The sequence below is a fragment of the Acinetobacter sp. NBRC 100985 genome (assembly GCF_000241225.1).
Classification (GTDB): Bacteria; Pseudomonadota; Gammaproteobacteria; order Pseudomonadales; family Moraxellaceae; genus Acinetobacter; species Acinetobacter venetianus.
On record NZ_BAEB01000019.1, the window covers coordinates 119,344 to 138,724 of the forward strand.

The following is a 19,381-nucleotide window of genomic DNA, read 5'->3' on the forward strand; positions in this document are numbered from 1 at the left end:
TAAATTCAGCTTAACTAAGTTTTAATTACTTACATGCATTAGGTCTATATCTTTTTTCTATTGTTCCTGGAGTACATGTCCAAGTTGCTGCCCCGTCAGATGTTTCAAAGAAAATCGTTTGCCCACTAGCTACTCCTGTAGTCATTGTCATTGTAATATAACCACTAGGATACGATCCGATAATCGTAGAAGACATACTAGAATACTTTCCAATTAAATTTACATTAATTTCTCCGCTGCTCGGCACCGCATTCACACCAACTAATCGAGTTGGCCATGCTGCATGATTCCATCCATAATCCCCCAGTGTAGACTTCATACCTGAACCCAATATTATTGCTTCAGAAACTTGCGCTCGGGTCATATAATCCTGATAGGCTGGAACAGCTATGGCAGCAAGAATACCAATAATTGCCACCACAATCATTAATTCTATTAATGTAAATCCATTTGATTTATTCATTTGAGTAATTCCGACTTAACTTTTAGTTATATAATCAAAATTCATGCCAAAAAATAAACATATAAAAATCAAACAGATATAAAAAATTAATAAAAATGATTTGACGCTCGGCGTCACATTATGCCGACAAAAATCAATTCCAAGGCCTTAAATTTATTACACCTAATGGTTCTCCCTTAGAATTAAATAATGCAACCATGTCTAATTCTGAAGCTTTGACAGGCAACCAGCCAGATGCTGTTTTATAATCCAATAATTCCTTTGTAGTAGCCTCTTGGCTATTGAATTTATTTAGATCTTTTAATGGTTTCAAACGTCTAATAATATCATTTGACTGAACAGCTATTGGATTAAAAGCCTCAGGCCTTGTTGCTAAGCTTATACCTTTGAATATTTCATCTTCTTTTTGCTGCTTTGCAACTTCAGCATTTGTAGAGTACGTAGCAGCAATCCATTCAGGGTGAGACAATAACTTTTTATGTATATGGTTTTGACTATTAGATTGAACATCAATTGGTGCTACAATTTCTAAATCATCTACAACAAACACTAACCAAGCTGCTCGCCCAACACTCATTGTATACAAGCCATATCCATACGCTGAAAGTTGTAAAATCAAAATAACACATAGATCAAGAATAAACTTTTTCCGATCTTTTTTAAGGATTAAACCTGTGAATATAGGTCCAAGGAATAAATCTATAACTAACATAATTAAGTATATTTTTGTAACGCCCATGGCTATATCCAAAGGATGTGGGTACCACAAAAAAAATACTAAATATAAAGCAATAAGGCCCAGTAGCATAGAAAATATAAAATGATACCCCATAGCCTTAAATCTTTCTTTTATCAGAACCTTCTGTTCCATATTGCTTTTATATCCTATATAGATGGAAACTTCATTATTTAACAAATCTACTTTCAGATTTCAACTTAATGCATGGCTCACTTTTTCCACCACTTTCGTTACAATAAGTATTAATGATCTGATAAGTCGAATATCTATCTACGGTCTTCCTCATACTATTCTTATTCTCTTGTAAATCATACAGATGATAAGCCTCATCATAATTACCTAAAATATATAGATAAGCAGCCCGATAATAGAAAACAGGTTGCATTTGATCATATGTTAAATACCATTCAGCAATCTTACTATTCTCTAGTGCCGCTTTTGCATCTCCGTTAAATAAAACTAAAGCATTTGCATAATTATTATAAACCCCCCCCATCTGCAATGATGTCATTAAAAAACTATTTGCTCCGAATCTATCATTTTTTTCATGAAATTTAGGTAATGCATAAATAACTCCCTGAAAATAGCCGATACTATCTTTATTTCTAACATTCATCAAAGCTGAAGCATATACAGATTGATCCGCTACAGATAATGCCCCATGCTTTTTTATATAGTCTTCACAATACTTAATGACTAAATCATATTGCTGATATGACATAGCTCCATAGAGATAACTATAACGACTAAGTGGATCATTCGGATGCATTTTGTACATCCAACTCCATAGCTGAAAATCAGTTCTCCAAAATGGTGTCACACTCTTTACCGTGATTATTGCAAGTAGACTCCAAACAACAAAAACTGATATCAAAATAATGTTTACAATTTTAGGTTTGATTTTTAACCTTTCCGCCACTCTAGCATAAGGCATAAATACAACCCCAATGCATCCAAAAGCGATCCCTAATGTCATAAATCTTTCATGGCCAAGATTGTTTGCAATCGTCAAAGGGATTATATGTATTACTAAAATTATTGTAATTAATGCTGCAACAAACAACCAAACTAATCTAGATTTCTTTATTATAAAATAAGAAATCAAAGACAGCACCCCCAAAAAAAATAATAAAACAATAGTTTTATTAATGATATTATTTAAGTTAAACTCAGCTATTGGATGCAAAGGAGTAATATTATAAAATGGTAAGAAAAACTGACTTATATAAAACTTAAGAGCATATAATGGAGTCAAATCTTTAAAAATAACTTCATAAAAATAATTCTCATTTATTGCTTGATGGTATACACTATGCATAGCGCTAATACGCAAGAACATATAAAATAAAAAGAAAATTATCAAAATTGTTATAATGATTATATTTCTATTAATTATTTTTTTCAAAGTAAAAATATAACTATCTTTAAAATCGACTTCCAACATAAGAGAAAAAACTAAAAGTAAAATCGGAAAAACAACACCTAACTCTTTACTTAAAAGAGCCAAGAAGAAACTTAGTCCAACAAAAAAATCCGTTATTTTTCTTTGTTGGATATTAAAATAATTCTTAACAAAAAAATTAAACCAATTAAAGTGAAAAATGTTACAAATTGATCAAATCTTCCAGAAACCCAAGCAGTAGACTCAATTATTGCTGGGTGAATCATATAAAGAAAAGAAGCAAGAAATGATAATAAAAAACCTTTATTTATATCCAACTGTTTTGCTATATTTAAAGCAAGAATAAAAACAAAAAAAGTATTAAAAATCAACAGCAACAAGTTAACACAATGTGAAATAAAAGGATTTTGCCCAAATAGGTAAAACTCTGTATACCAAGAAAGAAAAACAAATGGTCTAAAATATGTTGTTCCAGGTAGAACTGGCTCTGACAACAAGCTCCAAGTTAATGGTTCATTTACAAGATTTATTTTATTTACAAATAGCAGCGTATCATCCCAGACATAATCTCCAGCTAATGAACTATAATACAAAAAAATCGAAAAGATAAAAATAAAAACAAAAACTGCAGAACTTTTTAACATATTAGACATATATTTATTTACCTTAAAAAAATAAGACCTATTAAAGGTCTTATTTTGAACTTAATATTTAATTATGGCTTACATGCATTTGGTAAATATTTTGCTGCAATAGTTGCAGAACCAGTTGCACCATCAACAGTAGTTGCACCACACGCCCAAGTAGAGCCACCATTAATTGTAGCTAAAACTAAGTTGCCACCAGAAGCTTTACCAGTTGTCATTGCTACAGTAATTGAGCCCGTAGGATAATTACCAGTAATTGATGAAGAAACAGTTGAATACTTCCCAACAAGTGTAGCATTCAGCTGACCTGAACCAGCAGTGGCATTTACGCCTACCAATGTTGGCCATGCATTACGATCAGCACCATATTCAGATAATGGAGATTTAAGACCACCACCTAAAGTTACAGCTTCAGATACTTGTGAACGAGTAATGTAGTCTTGATAAGCAGGAATCGCGATTGCAGCCAAGATACCGATGATTGCAACTACGATCATTAATTCAATAAGAGTAAAACCCTTTTGCATTGATTTCATAACATTTCTCCAATGTATAAATTTTTATAAGCTTTTATTAGCTACTTGTATTCAGCATGTTTTATGCCAGTCCTTAGCTTAGCCAATTTTAACTCAAAAAAACAGGGACTTAAAAAAAATTCATCTTGGATAAAATGAGAGCATTTTAGACGCTTTGCGAAAAAATATGACAATTAATGTCATATTTACCAATTTATTATTCAAAATCCACAACCATGAACTTGATGATGCTCTAATAGTGTTAAATTTGAGCGACATAAATCACAAAAAATATTTTTAATTTTTTTGCCATCCATCGGAAGATCAATAAACACAATACAGACTTTTCTATACATTAAATTTTCTTTTTAATTAAAGCAAGTATTTAATCTATGCTCTCTAACACTCAATTCAGAATAATAGGTGCATTTGGTAACTCATTTTGATCATCAAGATCATTCTCGAGGTAATATTGATCTAGAACTCGCCCAATTTCCTCTACACCACTTTTAACCGCAAACAAGTATTGCTTTTGAGCCAACTGGCCCACAATACTTTGACAGATTTCGCACCATATCTCTGGTTGAGTTGCATTTTTGAGACCTCGATCAATCACAATTTCAACCTTACGCTCGCATAGATTTAAGTAGAGTAAAACACCACTATTCAGCTCAGTGTCCCATACACCAAGCTCAGCAAAGAGCTGTTGTGCACGTAGCCTTGTATTTTGATAGTACGCTTGCGAGCAAGGAATATGCCCTTCAATTACCACCTGAATTTCACCCACATGGCCTTTTTCAGCTTGCTGTACAGCATTTGCAATTTCTATTTGATCTTGTTTATTGAAATATCGATGTGCAGAAGAGACATAGAGAAAATGCTTAAACCAGCGTTTTAAGCTGTGTTGTACCTGATCATCCAATATAGGTTGAGTAATGATTTGAGTTGTATCTGTCTTTGTTACCATGAGCCTGATGCTCCTCCGCCGCCAAAACTGCCACCGCCACCACTATAACCACCGCCGCTGCCTCCACCAAAACCACCTCCACTGCCACCACGCCCACCTCCAGAGAGAAATGCTTGAAAAATCAATTGTGCAATAGAAGTAATTAATAAAAAGAAAATACCAACACCAAGCAACAGACTCATCACAAAACCTACACCATTGACCAATCCAGCAACGGTTGCAGCCACTGCAGCAGTAGAAGCACTCAGCCGCTTACCCACTATAAACGATCCAACAACGCCAGCAATTAGGATAAACAATGCCATCGTTAAAGTATTATCTTTTGCTTGCTGTGCTTGTAATGCTTGATCGTGACGTTCTTTGAGTTCTTGAGCTGCCTGCTGAGCAATCTCAGGATCTAAATTCACAATGCGGGTAATCTCATCCAAGCCGGCTGAAATACCCTGTGCATATTGTCCTTGTTTGAAATACGGTGTAATTTGATTTCTGATAATACGACTTAAAACCACATCAGGCAGTATGCCCTCTAAGCCATAACCAGTGAGTATTTGGATTTTCCGATCATTGATCGCAACTGCCATCAATAAGCCATTATCTCGCTTCGCTGAACCTAACTGCCATTTTTCGCCTGTACGCAAAGCAAAATCAAAAATAGCTTCTTGTCCTGTGGTTGGTACAATGATCACACCGATCTGAGCTTTACCTTGTTGATATAGGTTAAGTATTTTCTGATCTAATTGCTGAATTTCAGCATCACTTAATACTTTTGCTTGATCAATAACAGATCGGTTTAATGTCGGTAATCCACGTATGGATTCACCGTCTGCCATATCATCGGCGACTTTCGGTAATATGGGTGTTTCAGTACCAGATGTACTCGATGATGCTGCTTTATTTTTATGTTGTTCCTGAATAATTTTGCCCGCAACCACCAAATCACTTTGATCAGTTGCTGTGGCAACCTCAGCCAAAGCTGTATGTTGAAAGCAAAGCATCATAAAAATGATAATTAAAATAGATTTCCATTTTTGCTTTAACACATTCAACATCAGCTTTCTCCTCCGCATTTAACTCAACAATCAGTAATTAGTTAAATGACACAGTTGGAGCTTGCTGAGCAGATTGTTCAGCCTTAAAGTTTTCCTTAGTTTTCATGCCAATCACTTTTGCAGTCATTGCTTGCGGGAATTGACGTACATAAGAATTGTAGTCTTGCACTGTCGTAATATAACGATTACGTGCAACAGCAATTCTATTTTCTGTGCCTTCGAGCTGTGCTTGAAGATCACGGAATTGTTCATTGGCTTTTAAATCTGGATAGTTTTCAGAAACGGCAATTAAGCGCGATAATGCTCCTGTGAGCTGGCTTTGCGCTTGCTGGTATTTTTCGAATAGTGCTGGATCTTCTAATACTTCTTTATCCACTTTCAAGCCAGCTACATTTGAGCGTGCTTGTGTCACCTCCGTAAGTACCTGCTCCTCATGTTTTGCATAACCTTTTACGACATTGACTAAATTCGGAACGAGGTCTGCTCGACGCTGGTATTGGTTTTGTACTTCTGACCATGATGCATTGACTGCTTCATCTTTCACTTGCAAAGTATTATAGCCACATCCTGTAAATAAGAGTGTACTCGCCAATACTGTCGCAATTGCGGTTTGTTTAATTACTTTCATCAAAATTTATCCTCAGGTTTTTCTTTATATTTTTGCGATAATTCATTGTAATGTGATTTTTTGCTTGCTGTGTAACATTTATTAAAGTTGATTTATGTCTGTTTAAATAAAAATGGCATTACTCGAAATCTCAAAGTAATGCCACGCTAAGCAAATATTTAATGTTTTAATAATTATTAACTATAAATTTTTGATGCTGTTTCTTCTTGAAAGCTAATCATGCCGTATTCATCCGCCATTCTTGCTTTCCAATACTCAACCAATTTGCTGTAATCATGTTTAGCTGGATGGAAGTCTGCATGGTAATAAGAAAGATATTCTGGAATGAGTTGAATTAGCATTTTTCCAAGTAAATACATTCCAAATACGTTACCACCTACTTTGGGTAAGCTTTTCCATTTGTCTTGCCAAATTAAACGCGTTGTTGCATAGAACGTGAGGCTTGCAAAGCCTGTAGTCACACTTCGCATCAATAAACGACGAATTCGATCATCACCATAAACCTCTTGATACACATCAAAAGCGACCGATCGATGCTCGATTTCCTCAATCGCATGCCAAACCCAAAGTTTCATCGCATCATCGTCTAATGTGCTTAAAATTTCTGGATGCTTCAAAATATAACCACCTAACATCGCAGTAAAATGCTCAAAAGCACAGGTCAATGCGAGTTGTAATTTAGGATGAATTTTGCGAAGGACATCATCTCGCTTTGCTAACCAAGCTTGAAAGCGGTCAAGATTATAACCATCACTACGCCAAGCATCGTTAAACTCAGTATGTGCTTTAGAATGCATCGCCTCCTGACCGATAAAAGCTGCAATCTGGGCTTGTAATTGTGGGTCTTGCACTTTTTCACGGACATTTCGGACACTATTTACAAAATATTGCTCGCCTATCGGAAAGGTTGAGGAGAGTGCAGTCAGTAAATGCGACATTAATGGAGAATTAGCAAAATAATGCCGTTTAATTTTTTCAGGATTAAATTGCAAACGTCGCACAGTAATGCCAAGTGCTTTAGGGCGATTTAAATAGTTTTTTTCTGCATTCGCATGTGCAAGCGCCATCTTGATTGCCTTTACAATTTCCCAACTGGTCTTCGAGTATTGCGCTAGAAAATTAGCAAGGACAGGGCAAAAAAGCTTATAAAATTTGCTAAAACTACCAAACTGACAAGATGAAAATCATAAAGCCTGCATGGTGCAGGCTTTATTTTAATGTGATTTACAGCATTGGGAGATTAAACACCAAGATAATCTAAAATACCTTCAGCAGCTTGACGACCTTCCCAAATAGCAGTCACAACAAGATCAGAACCACGCACCATATCTCCGCCAGCGAAGATTTTTGGATTCGAGGTTTGAAATTTAAATTCTTGTTGTTCAGCAGCAATCACTCGACCTGAACCATCTAAACCTACTTTAGCATTGGCAAACCAATCAGCAGGGCTTGGACGGAAACCAAAAGCTAGCAACACTGCATCAGCTGCTAATACTTCTTCAGAACCCGGAATTGGCTCAGGGCTACGACGACCACGACTATCTGGCTCACCCATTTGCGTTGTCACAACTTTAACACCTGTGACTTTGCCATTCTCACCCACGATTTCAATTGGCTGACGGTTGAATAGGAATTTTACACCCTCTTCATACGCATTCTTCACTTCACGAGCAGAACCCGGCATGTTGCTTTCGTCACGACGATAAGCACAAGTTACTTCGTGCGCGCCTTGGCGCAATGAAGTACGGTTACAGTCCATTGCAGTGTCGCCACCACCTAGAACAATCACTTTCTTGCCGTCTACACTGATGTATTCGCTAGGATCTTTTTCCCAACCTTGGCAACGATTGACGTTGGCAATGAGGAAATCTAAAGCATCATAAACACCATTTAGGTCTTCGCCAGGGAAACCACCTTTCATGTAGGTGTAAGTTCCCATTCCCATAAACACAGCATCATATTCAGCAAGTAATTGCTCAATGGTAACATCAACACCAATTTCGGTATTTAAACGGAATTCAATTCCCATGCCTGTGAAGATTTCACGGCGGCGTTTCATCACATCTTTTTCCATCTTAAATTCTGGAATACCGAATGTGAGTAGACCGCCAATTTCAGGACGTTTATCAAATACAACTGGTTTAACACCACCACGCGCTAGAATATCTGCACAGCCTAAACCTGCTGGACCAGCACCAATAATCGCAACTTTTTTGTTGGTCCACTTAACGCCAGACATATCTGGACGCCAACCTAAAGCAAAGGCCGTATCGTTGATATATTTCTCAGCATTACCGATAGTTACAGCACCAAAGCCATCATTGAGTGTACATGCACCTTCACACAAGCGGTCTTGCGGACATACACGACCACATACTTCTGGCAAAGTATTGGTTTGATGACAAAGTTCCGCTGCTTGGAAAATTTGACCTTCAGCAATCAACTTTAACCAGTTTGGAATGTAGTTATGTACTGGACATTTCCATTCACAATAAGGGTTACCACAACCTAAACAACGATGGGTCTGGTTTGCAGCCACATCCGCAGTAAAAGGTTTATAAATTTCCACAAACTCTGCCTTGCGGACAGTAATATCTTTTTTCTCTGGATCTTGGCGTGCTACATCCAGAAATTGAAAGTCATTATTAAGGCGTTCTGCCATGTCTCTCTCCGTGGGTAGGCGCAAGGATGTCTCTCATCTTTGCACCTGCCTATGTCTTTGCAGTCGTGGAATTATTGTGGGTCAGCTTGAGTTGTTTTCAAAAGCGTTTGCAAATTAGCAGCTTTTGGTTTTACAAGCCAGAACTTACGACTATAGAAGTCGAACTCATTACGGATTTTGTATGCCCAAGCACTTCCTGTTTCTTGGATGTGCTCATCTAAAATTCGTAGTAAGTATTCTTTGTGATCTTCCATAGACTCAGTTGAGATACGGTTAAGATCAATTAGTTCATGGTTGTAGTAATCAACAAAGTCATTATCAAGATCAAGTACATAAGCAAAGCCACCTGTCATACCCGCACCGAAATTATGACCGACTTTACCCAATACGGTTACCACGCCACCTGTCATGTATTCACAGCAGTGATCGCCAGCACCTTCAATAACTGCAAATGCGCCTGAGTTACGAACCGCAAAACGCTCGCCCGCAGTACCTGCAGCAAACAACTTACCGCCTGTTGCACCATATAAACAAGTGTTACCAATAATCGCGGTATTTTGTGTTTGGAATGGTGAACCTTTTGGTGGGAAAATCGATACACGACCACCCGCCATACCTTTACCGACATAGTCGTTGGCATCACCTTCTAGTTTGATATGCAAACCGCCTGCATTCCAAACACCAAGCGATTGACCAGCAGTACCCTCAAGATTCATAACAACTGGGCTGCTTTCCATACCCAAGTTACCATAGCGACGCGCGATTTCACCTGAGATACGAGCACCAATCGAACGGTCACAGTTACCTACTGTGAAGTTGAATGAACCGCCTGCACCTGATTCAATTGCTGGTAGCATTTCAGCAACCATTTTCTCAGCCAATACACCTTTATCAAATGGCGCATTACCTTGAACTTGGCAATACTGAGCTTTACCTTCAGCTGATGGATGTGAAGTCAATAAAGCACTAAGATCTAGATGAGCATGTTTTTCAGTTTCACCTGGTAAAACTTCAAGTAAATCAACGCGACCAATCAAATCTTTCAATGACGCAACACCAAGTGCTGCTAACCATTCACGTGTTTCTTCAGCAATAAACTTGAAGAAATTAATGAGCATTTGTGGCTCACCAATATAATGTTCTTGGCGTAAATGATCTTGTTGAGTTGCAACACCCGTTGCACAGTTATTTAAATGGCAAATACGGAGATATTTACAACCTAACGCGATCATTGGTGTGGAACCGAAGCCAAAACTTTCCGCACCCAAGATTGCTGCTTTAATCACATCTAAACCAGTTTTCAAACCACCATCTGTTTGAACACGCACTTTGCCACGTAAGTCATTTACACGTAATGCTTGATGCGCTTCACTCAAACCAAGTTCCCATGGAGAACCCGCGTGGTGAATTGAAGAAAGTGGAGATGCTGCCGTACCACCGTCATAACCAGAAATCGTAATAAAGTCAGCATATGCCTTCGCAACACCTGCCGCGATCGTACCCACACCCGGCTCAGATACCAATTTTACTGAAACCATCGCTTGTGGGTTGACTTGTTTCAAGTCAAAAATCAACTGCGATAAATCTTCAATCGAATAAATATCGTGATGCGGTGGTGGCGAAATGAGTGTGACACCTGGTACTGAATAACGTAAACGCGCAATTAAGCCATTCACTTTACCACCTGGTAACTGACCACCCTCACCCGGTTTCGCACCTTGTGCTACTTTAATCTGAAGAACTTCAGCAGAAGTTAAATATGCTGGCGTAACACCGAAACGACCTGATGCAATTTGCTTGATTTTCGAATTACGAATCGTGCCATAACGCGCTGGATCTTCGCCGCCCTCACCTGAGTTCGAACGCCCACCAATCGTATTCATCGCAATTGCAATTGCTTCATGCGCTTCTGGGGATAATGCACCTAAAGACATGCCCGCAGAGTCAAAGCGTGGCAGAATCTCTTCAATACTTTCAACTTGATCAATGGCAATTGAATCCGTTGTTTTTAACTTAAATAAATCACGGATTGTCGCAATTGGACGGTTATTTACAAGCTCAGCATACTCTTTAAAGTCTTGATATTGACCAGAGCGTACTGACTTATGCAAAGCATTGATCACATCAGGATTGAACGCATGGTACTCTTTGCCAAATACGAATTTAAGCAAACCACCTTGATCAATCGGCTTACGATTTTGCCAAGCAGTTATTGCCAATTTTTTCTGATCATTTTCCAAATCAGCAAATGTCGCACCTTGGATACGGCTTGGTACACCAAGGAAACATTGATCAACGACCTCAGAAGATAAACCAACCGCTTCAAACAGCTGACCGCCACGATAAGATGCAACGGTAGAGATACCCATTTTAGAAAGAACTTTTAATAGACCTTTCTCAATCCCTTTGCGGAAGTTTGCTTGAGCATGAATTGGATCACCCAATAACTCGCCTTTAGCAACCAAATCATTGATCACATCATAAGCCAAGTATGGATAAATCGCTGTTGCACCGAAACCAAGTAACACTGCAAATTGATGTGGATCACGTGCAAAGCCCGTTTCCACTAAAATATTTGCATCGGTACGTAAACCCGTTTTAATCAAATGGTGATGTACAGCACCAGTTGCCAAAACAGCATTTGCAGGTAAGAAGCCTTCACGGAAGTTTTTATCCGTGAGTACGATCAACGTTTTTCCATCACGAACCGCTTGAGCAGCTTCTTCACAGATACGAGTAATTGCAGCCTGTAAACCTTCTGTTTCAGCATAATTCAATTCAATATCAGCTACGCCATAGCCTTGGCGATCTTTTTCAACATCACGAAGCTGCTGCATTTTTGAATTCGACAATACAGGGCTTGCAATAATGATACGATCCGCATGTTCTGGGCCTTGCTCAAATACGTTTTGTTCACGTCCAATACACGTTTCGAGTGACATCACGATTGATTCACGTAATGGATCAATTGGTGGGTTTGTCACTTGCGCAAACTGTTGGCGGAAATAATCTGAGATGTGACGTACTTGACGAGACAATACAGCCATTGGCGTATCATCACCCATCGAGCCAACAGCTTCCTGACCACTTTCTGCAATAGGACGAAGAATCTGATCACGCTCTTCAAATGTCACCATAAACATTTTTTGAGCTGATTTAAGTGCATCGCCGGTTAGACCTTGATCAACAAGCTGCTCTTCAAGTTGCGGATTTGCTTTTAAACGGATCGCATGGTCACGTAACCACTCACGGTATGGACGCATGTTTTTAAGGTGGTTACTGACGTCTTTGGTATCCAGCACTTTACCAGTCAAAGTATCTACAACTAAGATTTGACCTGGACCAACACGACCTTTAGATACAACATCTTCAGGCTCATAACCCCACACACCAATTTCAGAAGCAAGTGTGATGTAATCATTTTTAGTAATTACCCAACGCGCTGGACGCAAACCATTACGGTCAAGCATACAAATCGCGTGACGACCATCTTGAATAACAAGACCTGCTGGGCCATCCCAAGCTTCCATATGTTTAGAGTTAAACTCGTAGAAAGCACGCAAGTCGGCATCTAAAGTTTCAACGTTTTGCCATGCTGGTGGAACGAGCATACGGAGTGCACGAAATAAATCCATACCACCACCCACAAGAATCTCAAGCATATTATCTAAGCTTGAAGAGTCAGAACCAGTACGGTTTACGATCGGATTTAACTCAGTTAATCCTGGTAGTAATGGGTTTGCAAATTTTGGTGTACGTGCCAATGCCCAGTTACGGTTCGCAGTAATGGTATTAATTTCACCATTATGTGCAAGATAACGGAACGGCTGAGCCAATGGCCAACGCGGTAAAGTATTTGTAGAAAAGCGTTGATGGAATACAACAATATGAGATTTTAAACGCTCATCAGCTAAGTCGGTATAGAAGTCAGCAATTGCTGCTGGCATCATCAAACCTTTATAACTAATCACAGTCGTTGCTAATGTCGTTACATAAAACAATGAATCATTGTGTAACGATTGTTCAGCACGACGACGTGCTAAGAATAACTTACGATTAAACTCAACTTCAGTTAAGCCCATCGGACAGTTCACAAGAATTTGTTCGAACACAGGTAGAGATTGCAGTGCAATTTCACCCAATGCATCATTATTAGTTGGTACAACACGCCATGCTGCAACCGTTAAACCTTCAGCTTCAATTTCTTTATTCAGAATATTTTTTGCATTATGCGCTAAAGCAGGATCAGTATTTAAAAATACGGTACCAGCAGCGAAGATTTCAGTTAAATTCGCACCAAGTTTTTGAGCTTCATCACGGAAAAATTGCTTAGGCATAGCCAATAACAATCCGCATCCATCTCCAGTTTTACCATCTGCGGCAATACCACCACGGTGCGTCATGCAACTTAGACTGTGAATCGCTGTTTCGACCAGATGATGACTTGATTCACCCTTCATATGGGCAATCAAACCGAAACCACAGTTATCCTTAAACTCATCAGGCTGATATAAACCTTGAGCGGGAGCTACAGTATTTGGCGATGGCATGTGCATAGCGTACCCTTCTTTCAACATGGCTCTTTCGAGCAACAAACAATCAATTTATTTTCTGCGATATTGCCGATCAACTCATATAAAGTTCAATGCTTCGCGAAAACATTTTTACTGGCGAATTTGCAAATATACGCCTTTCTTGTTTCAGAAACAGCGCATTTCACCATATAAAGTGTTTTTAGTTATTACACCTTAACTAGCCTTTGTAAAGCACAAAAACTTTCCATTTCACCAAAATAATGAATCATTTAGCACTAAAAAGAGCAATGAGCAGATAAATTAGCACCACAAGAAAGCAAAAAATATGCCACATAGTTATAAATTTACTAAATCATTAAAAAAGTTAAAATAACGTGTAGTTATAATTATAGAAGAATTATAATTTACGATTAAAATTGCACCAAAATATACCAAAATGCCACATAATAGCCCATAAAAGCACCATTAAGGTGCATTCTAATTAAATGGATCAGTTACTTCTTTCCGAGAAGAATCTGAATTTTCCTTTAATTTTTCAGTATTTATTGTTTGCTTAGGTGCTGATTGAGTTTGTTTAACATTAACCACATTCCCATCCGCATCACGTTGAGTCACGATAGTCTTCACAGTCGTCGATGTTTCCACAGACTTTTTAACATCAGAGCCCATCCCACTTTGTGATGAACTACCATTCATTAATAATGTTTCATCAACACGTGGCAGTGCAGCTGGCCTTAAATTAATTGCATACAACTGACTCGTTGATGATTTAAGCTCATCAGAACCCAAATCATTTACATATGTCGCATAACTTGATATGGACTGAGGTTGAGGCTGAATAGATTGAGGTAGAGTCAAATTTAGTTGCGCAAATTTCTGCTTAGCTTCTTCAGCATTTGCAAATAACCCATATGCCAAAACATATTGCTCAACTTGGTCATCACTATTCAAACGAAAATAAACGAAGTTTTTTCTGTCTGGCCGATTTAATAAAAAGTTTTTAATAATCGTTTCATCTGAACTACGGAAAATCTCCATCACCCATTGACGTTGATTTTCTTTAATGTACTTAGTCCCTCTAAATTCAGGTGCATGCTCATTAGATACAACCACGCGAGTCGTTAAATCCAGTGGCCTCACCTCATCGGACAATGCCCCTAAATGAGATGTGGCTGCGACTTTTTCCGGTTGAATCTGAACTTGGACTTCATCTTTTGCTTGATGTTCAACAGCAACAACTTCTTGCTTATCACCCGTGATTCCCCAAAAAACCAATGCAGCAATTAAACAAGCCAATGCGAGCACAAGCCAACTATATTGTTGTATGTTTTGCCAAATTGATCGGGACACAGTCATGTTTTCCTAGAATTAACTACACAGATTGATTTGCAAGAATAGATTGCTTCATAAGCTCAATATCAAAGTCTTTGGTAATTACAGCCTGGCCTAATTTTTTCAATAGCACCAAGCGCAGTTGACCATTTAATACTTTTTTATCATGTGACATATAAGCTAAAAATTCATCTAAAGGAATTTTTGGACATGATATCGGTAAATTTGCACGTTGAATGATTTTTTTTGTACGCTGCACATCATCCTCAGAAATCCACCCTAAACGATGAGATAAATCAGCAGCCATGACCATGCCTGTTGCAACCGCCTCACCGTGTAACCAAACCCCATATCCTAGATAGGATTCAATTGCATGACCGAAGGTATGACCAAGATTTAACAATGCTCGCTCGCCCTGCTCTTTTTCATCATTTGCCACAATACGCGCTTTATGTGCACATGAACGATACACTGCTTCTGCGAGCAAATTAGCATCCCGCGCAACTAAAGCATCTATGTTTTGTTCCAACCAGACCAAAAAATCGACATCACCAAGTAAAGCGTATTTAATCACTTCTGCCAAACCTGCTGATAACTCTCGATCTGGCAAGGTATCTAATTGAGCCATATCAGCCAATACAACTTGCGGTTGCTGAAAAGCACCCAACATATTCTTACCTAAAGGATGATTAATACCCGTCTTTCCACCTACACTCGAATCAACTTGCGACAATAATGTTGTAGGAACTTGTACGAAATTAACTCCACGTTGAAAACATGCCGATGCAAACCCCGCCATATCTCCAATTACACCACCACCTAGAGCTAAAACAGTACAATCGCGGTTAAATCCCGCTTCTAAAAGTGCATCAAAAATTAAGTTCAGATGCTGTATATCTTTAAATTGCTCACCATCAGGCAATATACATTGCGCAACTTGTTTATCTAATTCAGTTAAAGCTTGCACATAATGTTGTAAATATAGTGGTGCTACAGTGGTGTTTGAAACCACCATGACTTGCCGACCATGCAGATAGGACTTAAGTAACTCTTTTGGATTTAAAAGACTCCCAATAAAAATTGGGTAACGACGATCACCTAACTCAACATGTAACGTTTGCATAACATTAAAACCAAAAATGAATTACTTAACTTGTTTCGATAATATTAACTGAAGAATACGCTGTGCTAAATCCCTAGCCGCTCCTTGATTTGTCTCAATAACATGGTGTGCTATTTCCCGATATAAGGGATCTCTTGTTGCTAACAAATCTCGTAGTTTTTGCTCTGGGTTTTCAACTTGTAATAGAGGGCGATTTTTATCGCGATAGGTTCGCTGTAATTGAAGCTCTACAGGAGTATAAAGATAAACCACAATGCCGCGCTGTTTTAAGAATTCTCGATTTGCTAATTGTGTTACTGCACCACCACCAGTGGCTAAGACAAGGGAGGATCGATTAGTTAAATCATTTAATACATTGGTCTCACGTAAACGAAAGCCAACTTCTCCCTCTTTTTCAAAAATCCATGGAATCGTAGCACCAGTCTTACGCTCGATTTCATGATCACTATCAATAAAGTCTCGACCTAACAATTCCGCTAGATGTCGCCCGACTGTTGTTTTTCCTGCCCCCATTGGCCCTACCAAATATATATTTGGTAGGGTTTCAAACGCTTTGCTTGGCAACGCGCCACCTATATTCATTGCAATTATTGAAAATATATTAATGATTTCTTGTCAAAGTGTCATTAACAATTCTCGGTGTCACAAAAATTAGCAGTTCACGTTTATTATCCGTTTTAAGATCACGACGGAATAATCGACCAATGTAAGGAATATCGCCCAAGAAAGGCACTTTTGTTTGAGAGCTAATATTTTCCTGCTCAAAAATCCCACCTAAAACAACGGTTTCGCCATTATCCACCAATACATTGGTATCAATAGAGTTTTTGCTAATGGTTAATTGACCAGTAGGTGTCGGCGTACTAGGCGCATCCTTAGTGATATTCAACTTCATCATTACTTTACCGTCAGGTGTAATGCTAGGAGTTACATCCAAACTTAAAGTTGCGTCAATAAATTCAGTTTTGGGAACTGCATTTGCTCCGCCGCCAGAAGAAGAGGTATATGGGATTTTTGTACCTGACTCAATTTTTGCCGCTTGTTTATCTGCAGTCATGACTTTGGGTGTAGAAATCACCTCGCCATAACCATCAGCCTGTACAGCTGAGAGCTCTAAATCCAACATAAAGTCAGATAAACTGATTAGACCAAAGGCAATACGACTTGCACCTGGTGTAACAGCACCTAAGTCTACATTTAAATTATCCGGGCGCTCAATTTCATACTTCCAACCACCAGTATCACTATCTTTTGTAGGTTCACGTAGGTTCCATAATGTTGTATCACTACCACCAACCAATAGATCATTATTACTTGTCACACCTTGTGATAAGATTCCCCACTTGACCCCCATCTCTTTTGTAAAATCAGTACTCGCCCTGACAATACGCGCCTCAATCATCACTTGCTTAACAGAAACATCCAATAAATCAATCATTTTACGGATCTGATCAATTTTTTGAGAAGTATCATTAATAATTAGAGTATTAGTTCTTGGATCAATAGAAATCGTTCCTCTAGGACTAAGTAACCCTCCCGTGAAATCATCATTATTATTCCCATTTGAATTATTAACATTTGTATTCTTACCTTGCGTAATAAGTTTTTCAATGTCAGCCGCTTTAGAGTAGCTCAATTGAATATATTCAGTTTGCAAAGGCGCTAATTTAATACTTTGAGCAATCGCTTTCGCCTCATCTTCCTCAGACTTGATCAATTCAGGAATAGGCGCAATCCAAATTACATTACCATTGCGACGCTTATCTAAATTTTTAGTTTTCAGTACAATATCTAGCGCCTGATCCCAAGGAACATCCTTTAAACGCAAAGTAATATTTCCTTGCACCGTATCCGCAGCAACCATATTGATTCCAGTGAAGTCAGCCAAAAGTTGTAATACTCGGCGCACCTCAATATCTTGGAAATCCAAAGAAATTTTATTACCTGTATACGCCTGAGCTTTGGCTTTTTGCGGTGTGTTCTCTTGAGGGCGCTTAAGACTAATCGTCAGCTTATTTTCTGCTTGATATGCCATATACTCATAGCTACCCGCAGACTGGATATTAATAATTCCATTACCTTTATCATTATATGCGTCAATACTGGCAACTGGTGTTGCAAAATCATTGGTATTTAAACGACGCGCTAAATGAGTCGGGATTTTACTTCCCATTGTTCGAACAACAATCTTACTTCCTTGTTGTTGAACATCAACTGGCGTATTACTTCCCAGCAGATCAATAACAACTAAACCTTCACCATCTTTACCGCGCTGAAAACCAATATTTGACACACCTTGCTGTACCTGATTCACCGAAGATTTCATTACAGCACTAGTCTGAGGTTGTACAGAATTAATTTTCAGTACAAAAGTATTACCTTCAACACGCGTCGTAAATGCACCAGCATCTTTTAGATTTACAATTACACGAGAACGCTGATCATCAGAAGCCACATCAATCGAATTTGCTTCATTCGTAGATACTGGAATAGACGTTTTTTTCAATGTTTGTTGAGCTTTATCGAAATCTAGAATTAATCGACCTGGCTGCTCAAGTTGATATGCCTGTGGTTGAGGTGGCAAACCATTAAACATGATTCGAATTTCAGTACCTTGATCAGCCAAACTCATCGGTACAATGTTCGTCATCGCTACCTGAGCTGAAGCAGCCTGCATTACCGCTATAGTAATAGCAGCCATAGAAAATTGTCGGAATGCACGATTCATGGTCTTCGCTTCCCCAAATAAAGAATCTTTAAACTGTTTTTTCATTTTTATTCCCTTAATCTTACGGTGCTAGCCCAATTAAAACGAGAGTTCTAGGTCTTTCAACATACCCTTCTCGCCCATCAGGTACAATTTCCACCAAATCAATCTGTGTCGGGCTGATTTTAACAATTCGTCCTTGATTTACACCCAAGTAACTTCCAACTTGCACACGCTCTACCTGCCCATCTGGTGTTTGAATCAAAGCAATCGTCTCATTACTTTTCCCACGCATACTACCTTTCATATTCAGAGACTCTAGTGCATAGCTCTCTAAAGGTTGTGGTTGACGATTAAAGTTTGGATAAACACGTTTACCCGCCATGATTCTTAATTCCGCAGCCAAAGAACTTGGCATAAATGGACTTTTTAATTGGTGTGCTGAATAATTAAATAAAGGTACTGGTGTAAAAATAGGTGCTGGTTCAATCGGTAGTGGAGCTTCATTACGAATAGCAGCCATCTGTTGATTTACAGCGTCAATACGAGAATCACAACCAGACAAACCAAGCAGCGATAATACGCCGAGTAATAATGTTGTTTTATTCATTA

General features: G+C 38.5%; 16 protein-coding genes. All 16 read right to left on the reverse strand.

All coding sequences use genetic code 11. From position 1 onward, the window contains the following. Nucleotides 1–25: 25 nt before the first annotated feature. Nucleotides 26–463, reverse strand: coding sequence for a pilin (locus ACT4_RS06125; protein WP_004877810.1), 438 nt, complete (start codon nucleotides 461–463; stop codon nucleotides 26–28). 133 nt (nucleotides 464–596) lie between these two features. Next, nucleotides 597–1,334, reverse strand: coding sequence for a TfpX/TfpZ family type IV pilin accessory protein (tfpZ, locus tag ACT4_RS06130; protein ID WP_007480714.1), 738 nt, complete (start codon nucleotides 1,332–1,334; stop codon nucleotides 597–599). 34 nt (nucleotides 1,335–1,368) lie between these two features. Further along, nucleotides 1,369–2,709, reverse strand: coding sequence for a hypothetical protein (locus ACT4_RS06135; RefSeq protein WP_007480716.1), 1,341 nt, complete (start codon nucleotides 2,707–2,709; stop codon nucleotides 1,369–1,371). Nucleotides 2,710–2,738: 29 nt separating this feature from the next. Then, nucleotides 2,739–3,257, reverse strand: coding sequence for a hypothetical protein (locus ACT4_RS17490; RefSeq protein WP_007480718.1), 519 nt, complete (start codon nucleotides 3,255–3,257; stop codon nucleotides 2,739–2,741). A 62-nt stretch (nucleotides 3,258–3,319) separates the two neighbouring features. Then, the gene (locus ACT4_RS06140) at nucleotides 3,320–3,778 is read right to left on the reverse strand and encodes a pilin (protein WP_374750074.1); all 459 of its coding nucleotides are present in this window, start codon (nucleotides 3,776–3,778) and stop codon (nucleotides 3,320–3,322) included. Between the two features lie 394 nt (nucleotides 3,779–4,172). Then, on the reverse strand, nucleotides 4,173–4,733 hold the full coding sequence (locus tag ACT4_RS06145; RefSeq protein WP_007480723.1) for a TPM domain-containing protein: 561 nt from the start codon (nucleotides 4,731–4,733) through the stop codon (nucleotides 4,173–4,175). Continuing rightward, nucleotides 4,727–5,782, reverse strand: a complete 1,056-nt coding sequence (locus ACT4_RS06150) for a YgcG family protein (RefSeq protein WP_007480725.1) — start codon at nucleotides 5,780–5,782, stop codon at nucleotides 4,727–4,729. Before ACT4_RS06150 ends, ACT4_RS06145 begins: the two co-directional genes overlap by 7 nt. A gap of 37 nt (nucleotides 5,783–5,819) precedes the next feature. Beyond that, on the reverse strand, nucleotides 5,820–6,410 hold the full coding sequence (locus ACT4_RS06155; protein WP_004877820.1) for a LemA family protein: 591 nt from the start codon (nucleotides 6,408–6,410) through the stop codon (nucleotides 5,820–5,822). Between the two features lie 176 nt (nucleotides 6,411–6,586). Next, nucleotides 6,587–7,477 (reverse strand): metal-dependent hydrolase, encoded by an 891-nt coding sequence (locus tag ACT4_RS06160; protein ID WP_007480727.1) that lies wholly within the window; start codon nucleotides 7,475–7,477, stop codon nucleotides 6,587–6,589. Nucleotides 7,478–7,650: 173 nt separating this feature from the next. Beyond that, nucleotides 7,651–9,072: an FAD-dependent oxidoreductase gene (locus tag ACT4_RS06165; RefSeq protein WP_007480728.1), complete on the reverse strand. Its 1,422-nt coding sequence runs from the start codon at nucleotides 9,070–9,072 to the stop codon at nucleotides 7,651–7,653. Between the two features lie 71 nt (nucleotides 9,073–9,143). Then, nucleotides 9,144–13,622, reverse strand: coding sequence for a glutamate synthase large subunit (gene gltB, locus ACT4_RS06170; protein ID WP_171054777.1), 4,479 nt, complete (start codon nucleotides 13,620–13,622; stop codon nucleotides 9,144–9,146). Nucleotides 13,623–14,084: 462 nt separating this feature from the next. Continuing rightward, on the reverse strand, nucleotides 14,085–14,963 hold the full coding sequence (locus ACT4_RS06175; RefSeq protein WP_007480731.1) for a hypothetical protein: 879 nt from the start codon (nucleotides 14,961–14,963) through the stop codon (nucleotides 14,085–14,087). A gap of 16 nt (nucleotides 14,964–14,979) precedes the next feature. After that, the gene (gene aroB / locus ACT4_RS06180; protein ID WP_007480732.1) at nucleotides 14,980–16,062 is read right to left on the reverse strand and encodes a 3-dehydroquinate synthase; all 1,083 of its coding nucleotides are present in this window, start codon (nucleotides 16,060–16,062) and stop codon (nucleotides 14,980–14,982) included. Nucleotides 16,063–16,083: 21 nt separating this feature from the next. Then, nucleotides 16,084–16,644, reverse strand: a complete 561-nt coding sequence (aroK, locus tag ACT4_RS17495) for a shikimate kinase AroK (RefSeq protein WP_007480733.1) — start codon at nucleotides 16,642–16,644, stop codon at nucleotides 16,084–16,086. A gap of 19 nt (nucleotides 16,645–16,663) precedes the next feature. Then, on the reverse strand, nucleotides 16,664–18,790 hold the full coding sequence (pilQ, locus tag ACT4_RS06190; protein WP_171054780.1) for a type IV pilus secretin PilQ family protein: 2,127 nt from the start codon (nucleotides 18,788–18,790) through the stop codon (nucleotides 16,664–16,666). A 61-nt stretch (nucleotides 18,791–18,851) separates the two neighbouring features. Next, entirely contained in the window at nucleotides 18,852–19,379 is a 528-nt protein-coding gene (locus ACT4_RS06195; protein ID WP_004877829.1) for a pilus assembly protein PilP, read from the reverse strand. Nucleotides 19,380–19,381: the final 2 nt, after the last annotated feature.

What these genes read in the sequence shown, in the direction of transcription:
- gltB (WP_171054777.1), bottom strand. Translation starts at nt 13,622, where the DNA reads ATGCCATCGCCAAATACTGTAGCTCCCGCTCAAGGTTTATATCAGCCT.
- pilQ (WP_171054780.1), bottom strand. Translation starts at nt 18,790, where the DNA reads ATGAATCGTGCATTCCGACAATTTTCTATGGCTGCTATTACTATAGCG.
- ACT4_RS17490 (WP_007480718.1), bottom strand. Translation starts at nt 3,257, where the DNA reads ATGTCTAATATGTTAAAAAGTTCTGCAGTTTTTGTTTTTATTTTTATC.
- ACT4_RS06155 (WP_004877820.1), bottom strand. Translation starts at nt 6,410, where the DNA reads ATGAAAGTAATTAAACAAACCGCAATTGCGACAGTATTGGCGAGTACA.
- aroB (WP_007480732.1), bottom strand. Translation starts at nt 16,062, where the DNA reads ATGCAAACGTTACATGTTGAGTTAGGTGATCGTCGTTACCCAATTTTT.
- ACT4_RS06195 (WP_004877829.1), bottom strand. Translation starts at nt 19,379, where the DNA reads ATGAATAAAACAACATTATTACTCGGCGTATTATCGCTGCTTGGTTTG.
- ACT4_RS06145 (WP_007480723.1), bottom strand. Translation starts at nt 4,733, where the DNA reads ATGGTAACAAAGACAGATACAACTCAAATCATTACTCAACCTATATTG.
- ACT4_RS06175 (WP_007480731.1), bottom strand. Translation starts at nt 14,963, where the DNA reads ATGACTGTGTCCCGATCAATTTGGCAAAACATACAACAATATAGTTGG.
- ACT4_RS06150 (WP_007480725.1), bottom strand. Translation starts at nt 5,782, where the DNA reads ATGTTGAATGTGTTAAAGCAAAAATGGAAATCTATTTTAATTATCATT.
- aroK (WP_007480733.1), bottom strand. Translation starts at nt 16,644, where the DNA reads ATGAATATAGGTGGCGCGTTGCCAAGCAAAGCGTTTGAAACCCTACCA.
- ACT4_RS06125 (WP_004877810.1), bottom strand. Translation starts at nt 463, where the DNA reads ATGAATAAATCAAATGGATTTACATTAATAGAATTAATGATTGTGGTG.
- ACT4_RS06160 (WP_007480727.1), bottom strand. Translation starts at nt 7,477, where the DNA reads ATGGCGCTTGCACATGCGAATGCAGAAAAAAACTATTTAAATCGCCCT.
- ACT4_RS06165 (WP_007480728.1), bottom strand. Translation starts at nt 9,072, where the DNA reads ATGGCAGAACGCCTTAATAATGACTTTCAATTTCTGGATGTAGCACGC.
- ACT4_RS06140 (WP_374750074.1), bottom strand. Translation starts at nt 3,778, where the DNA reads ATGCAAAAGGGTTTTACTCTTATTGAATTAATGATCGTAGTTGCAATC.
- tfpZ (WP_007480714.1), bottom strand. Translation starts at nt 1,334, where the DNA reads ATGGAACAGAAGGTTCTGATAAAAGAAAGATTTAAGGCTATGGGGTAT.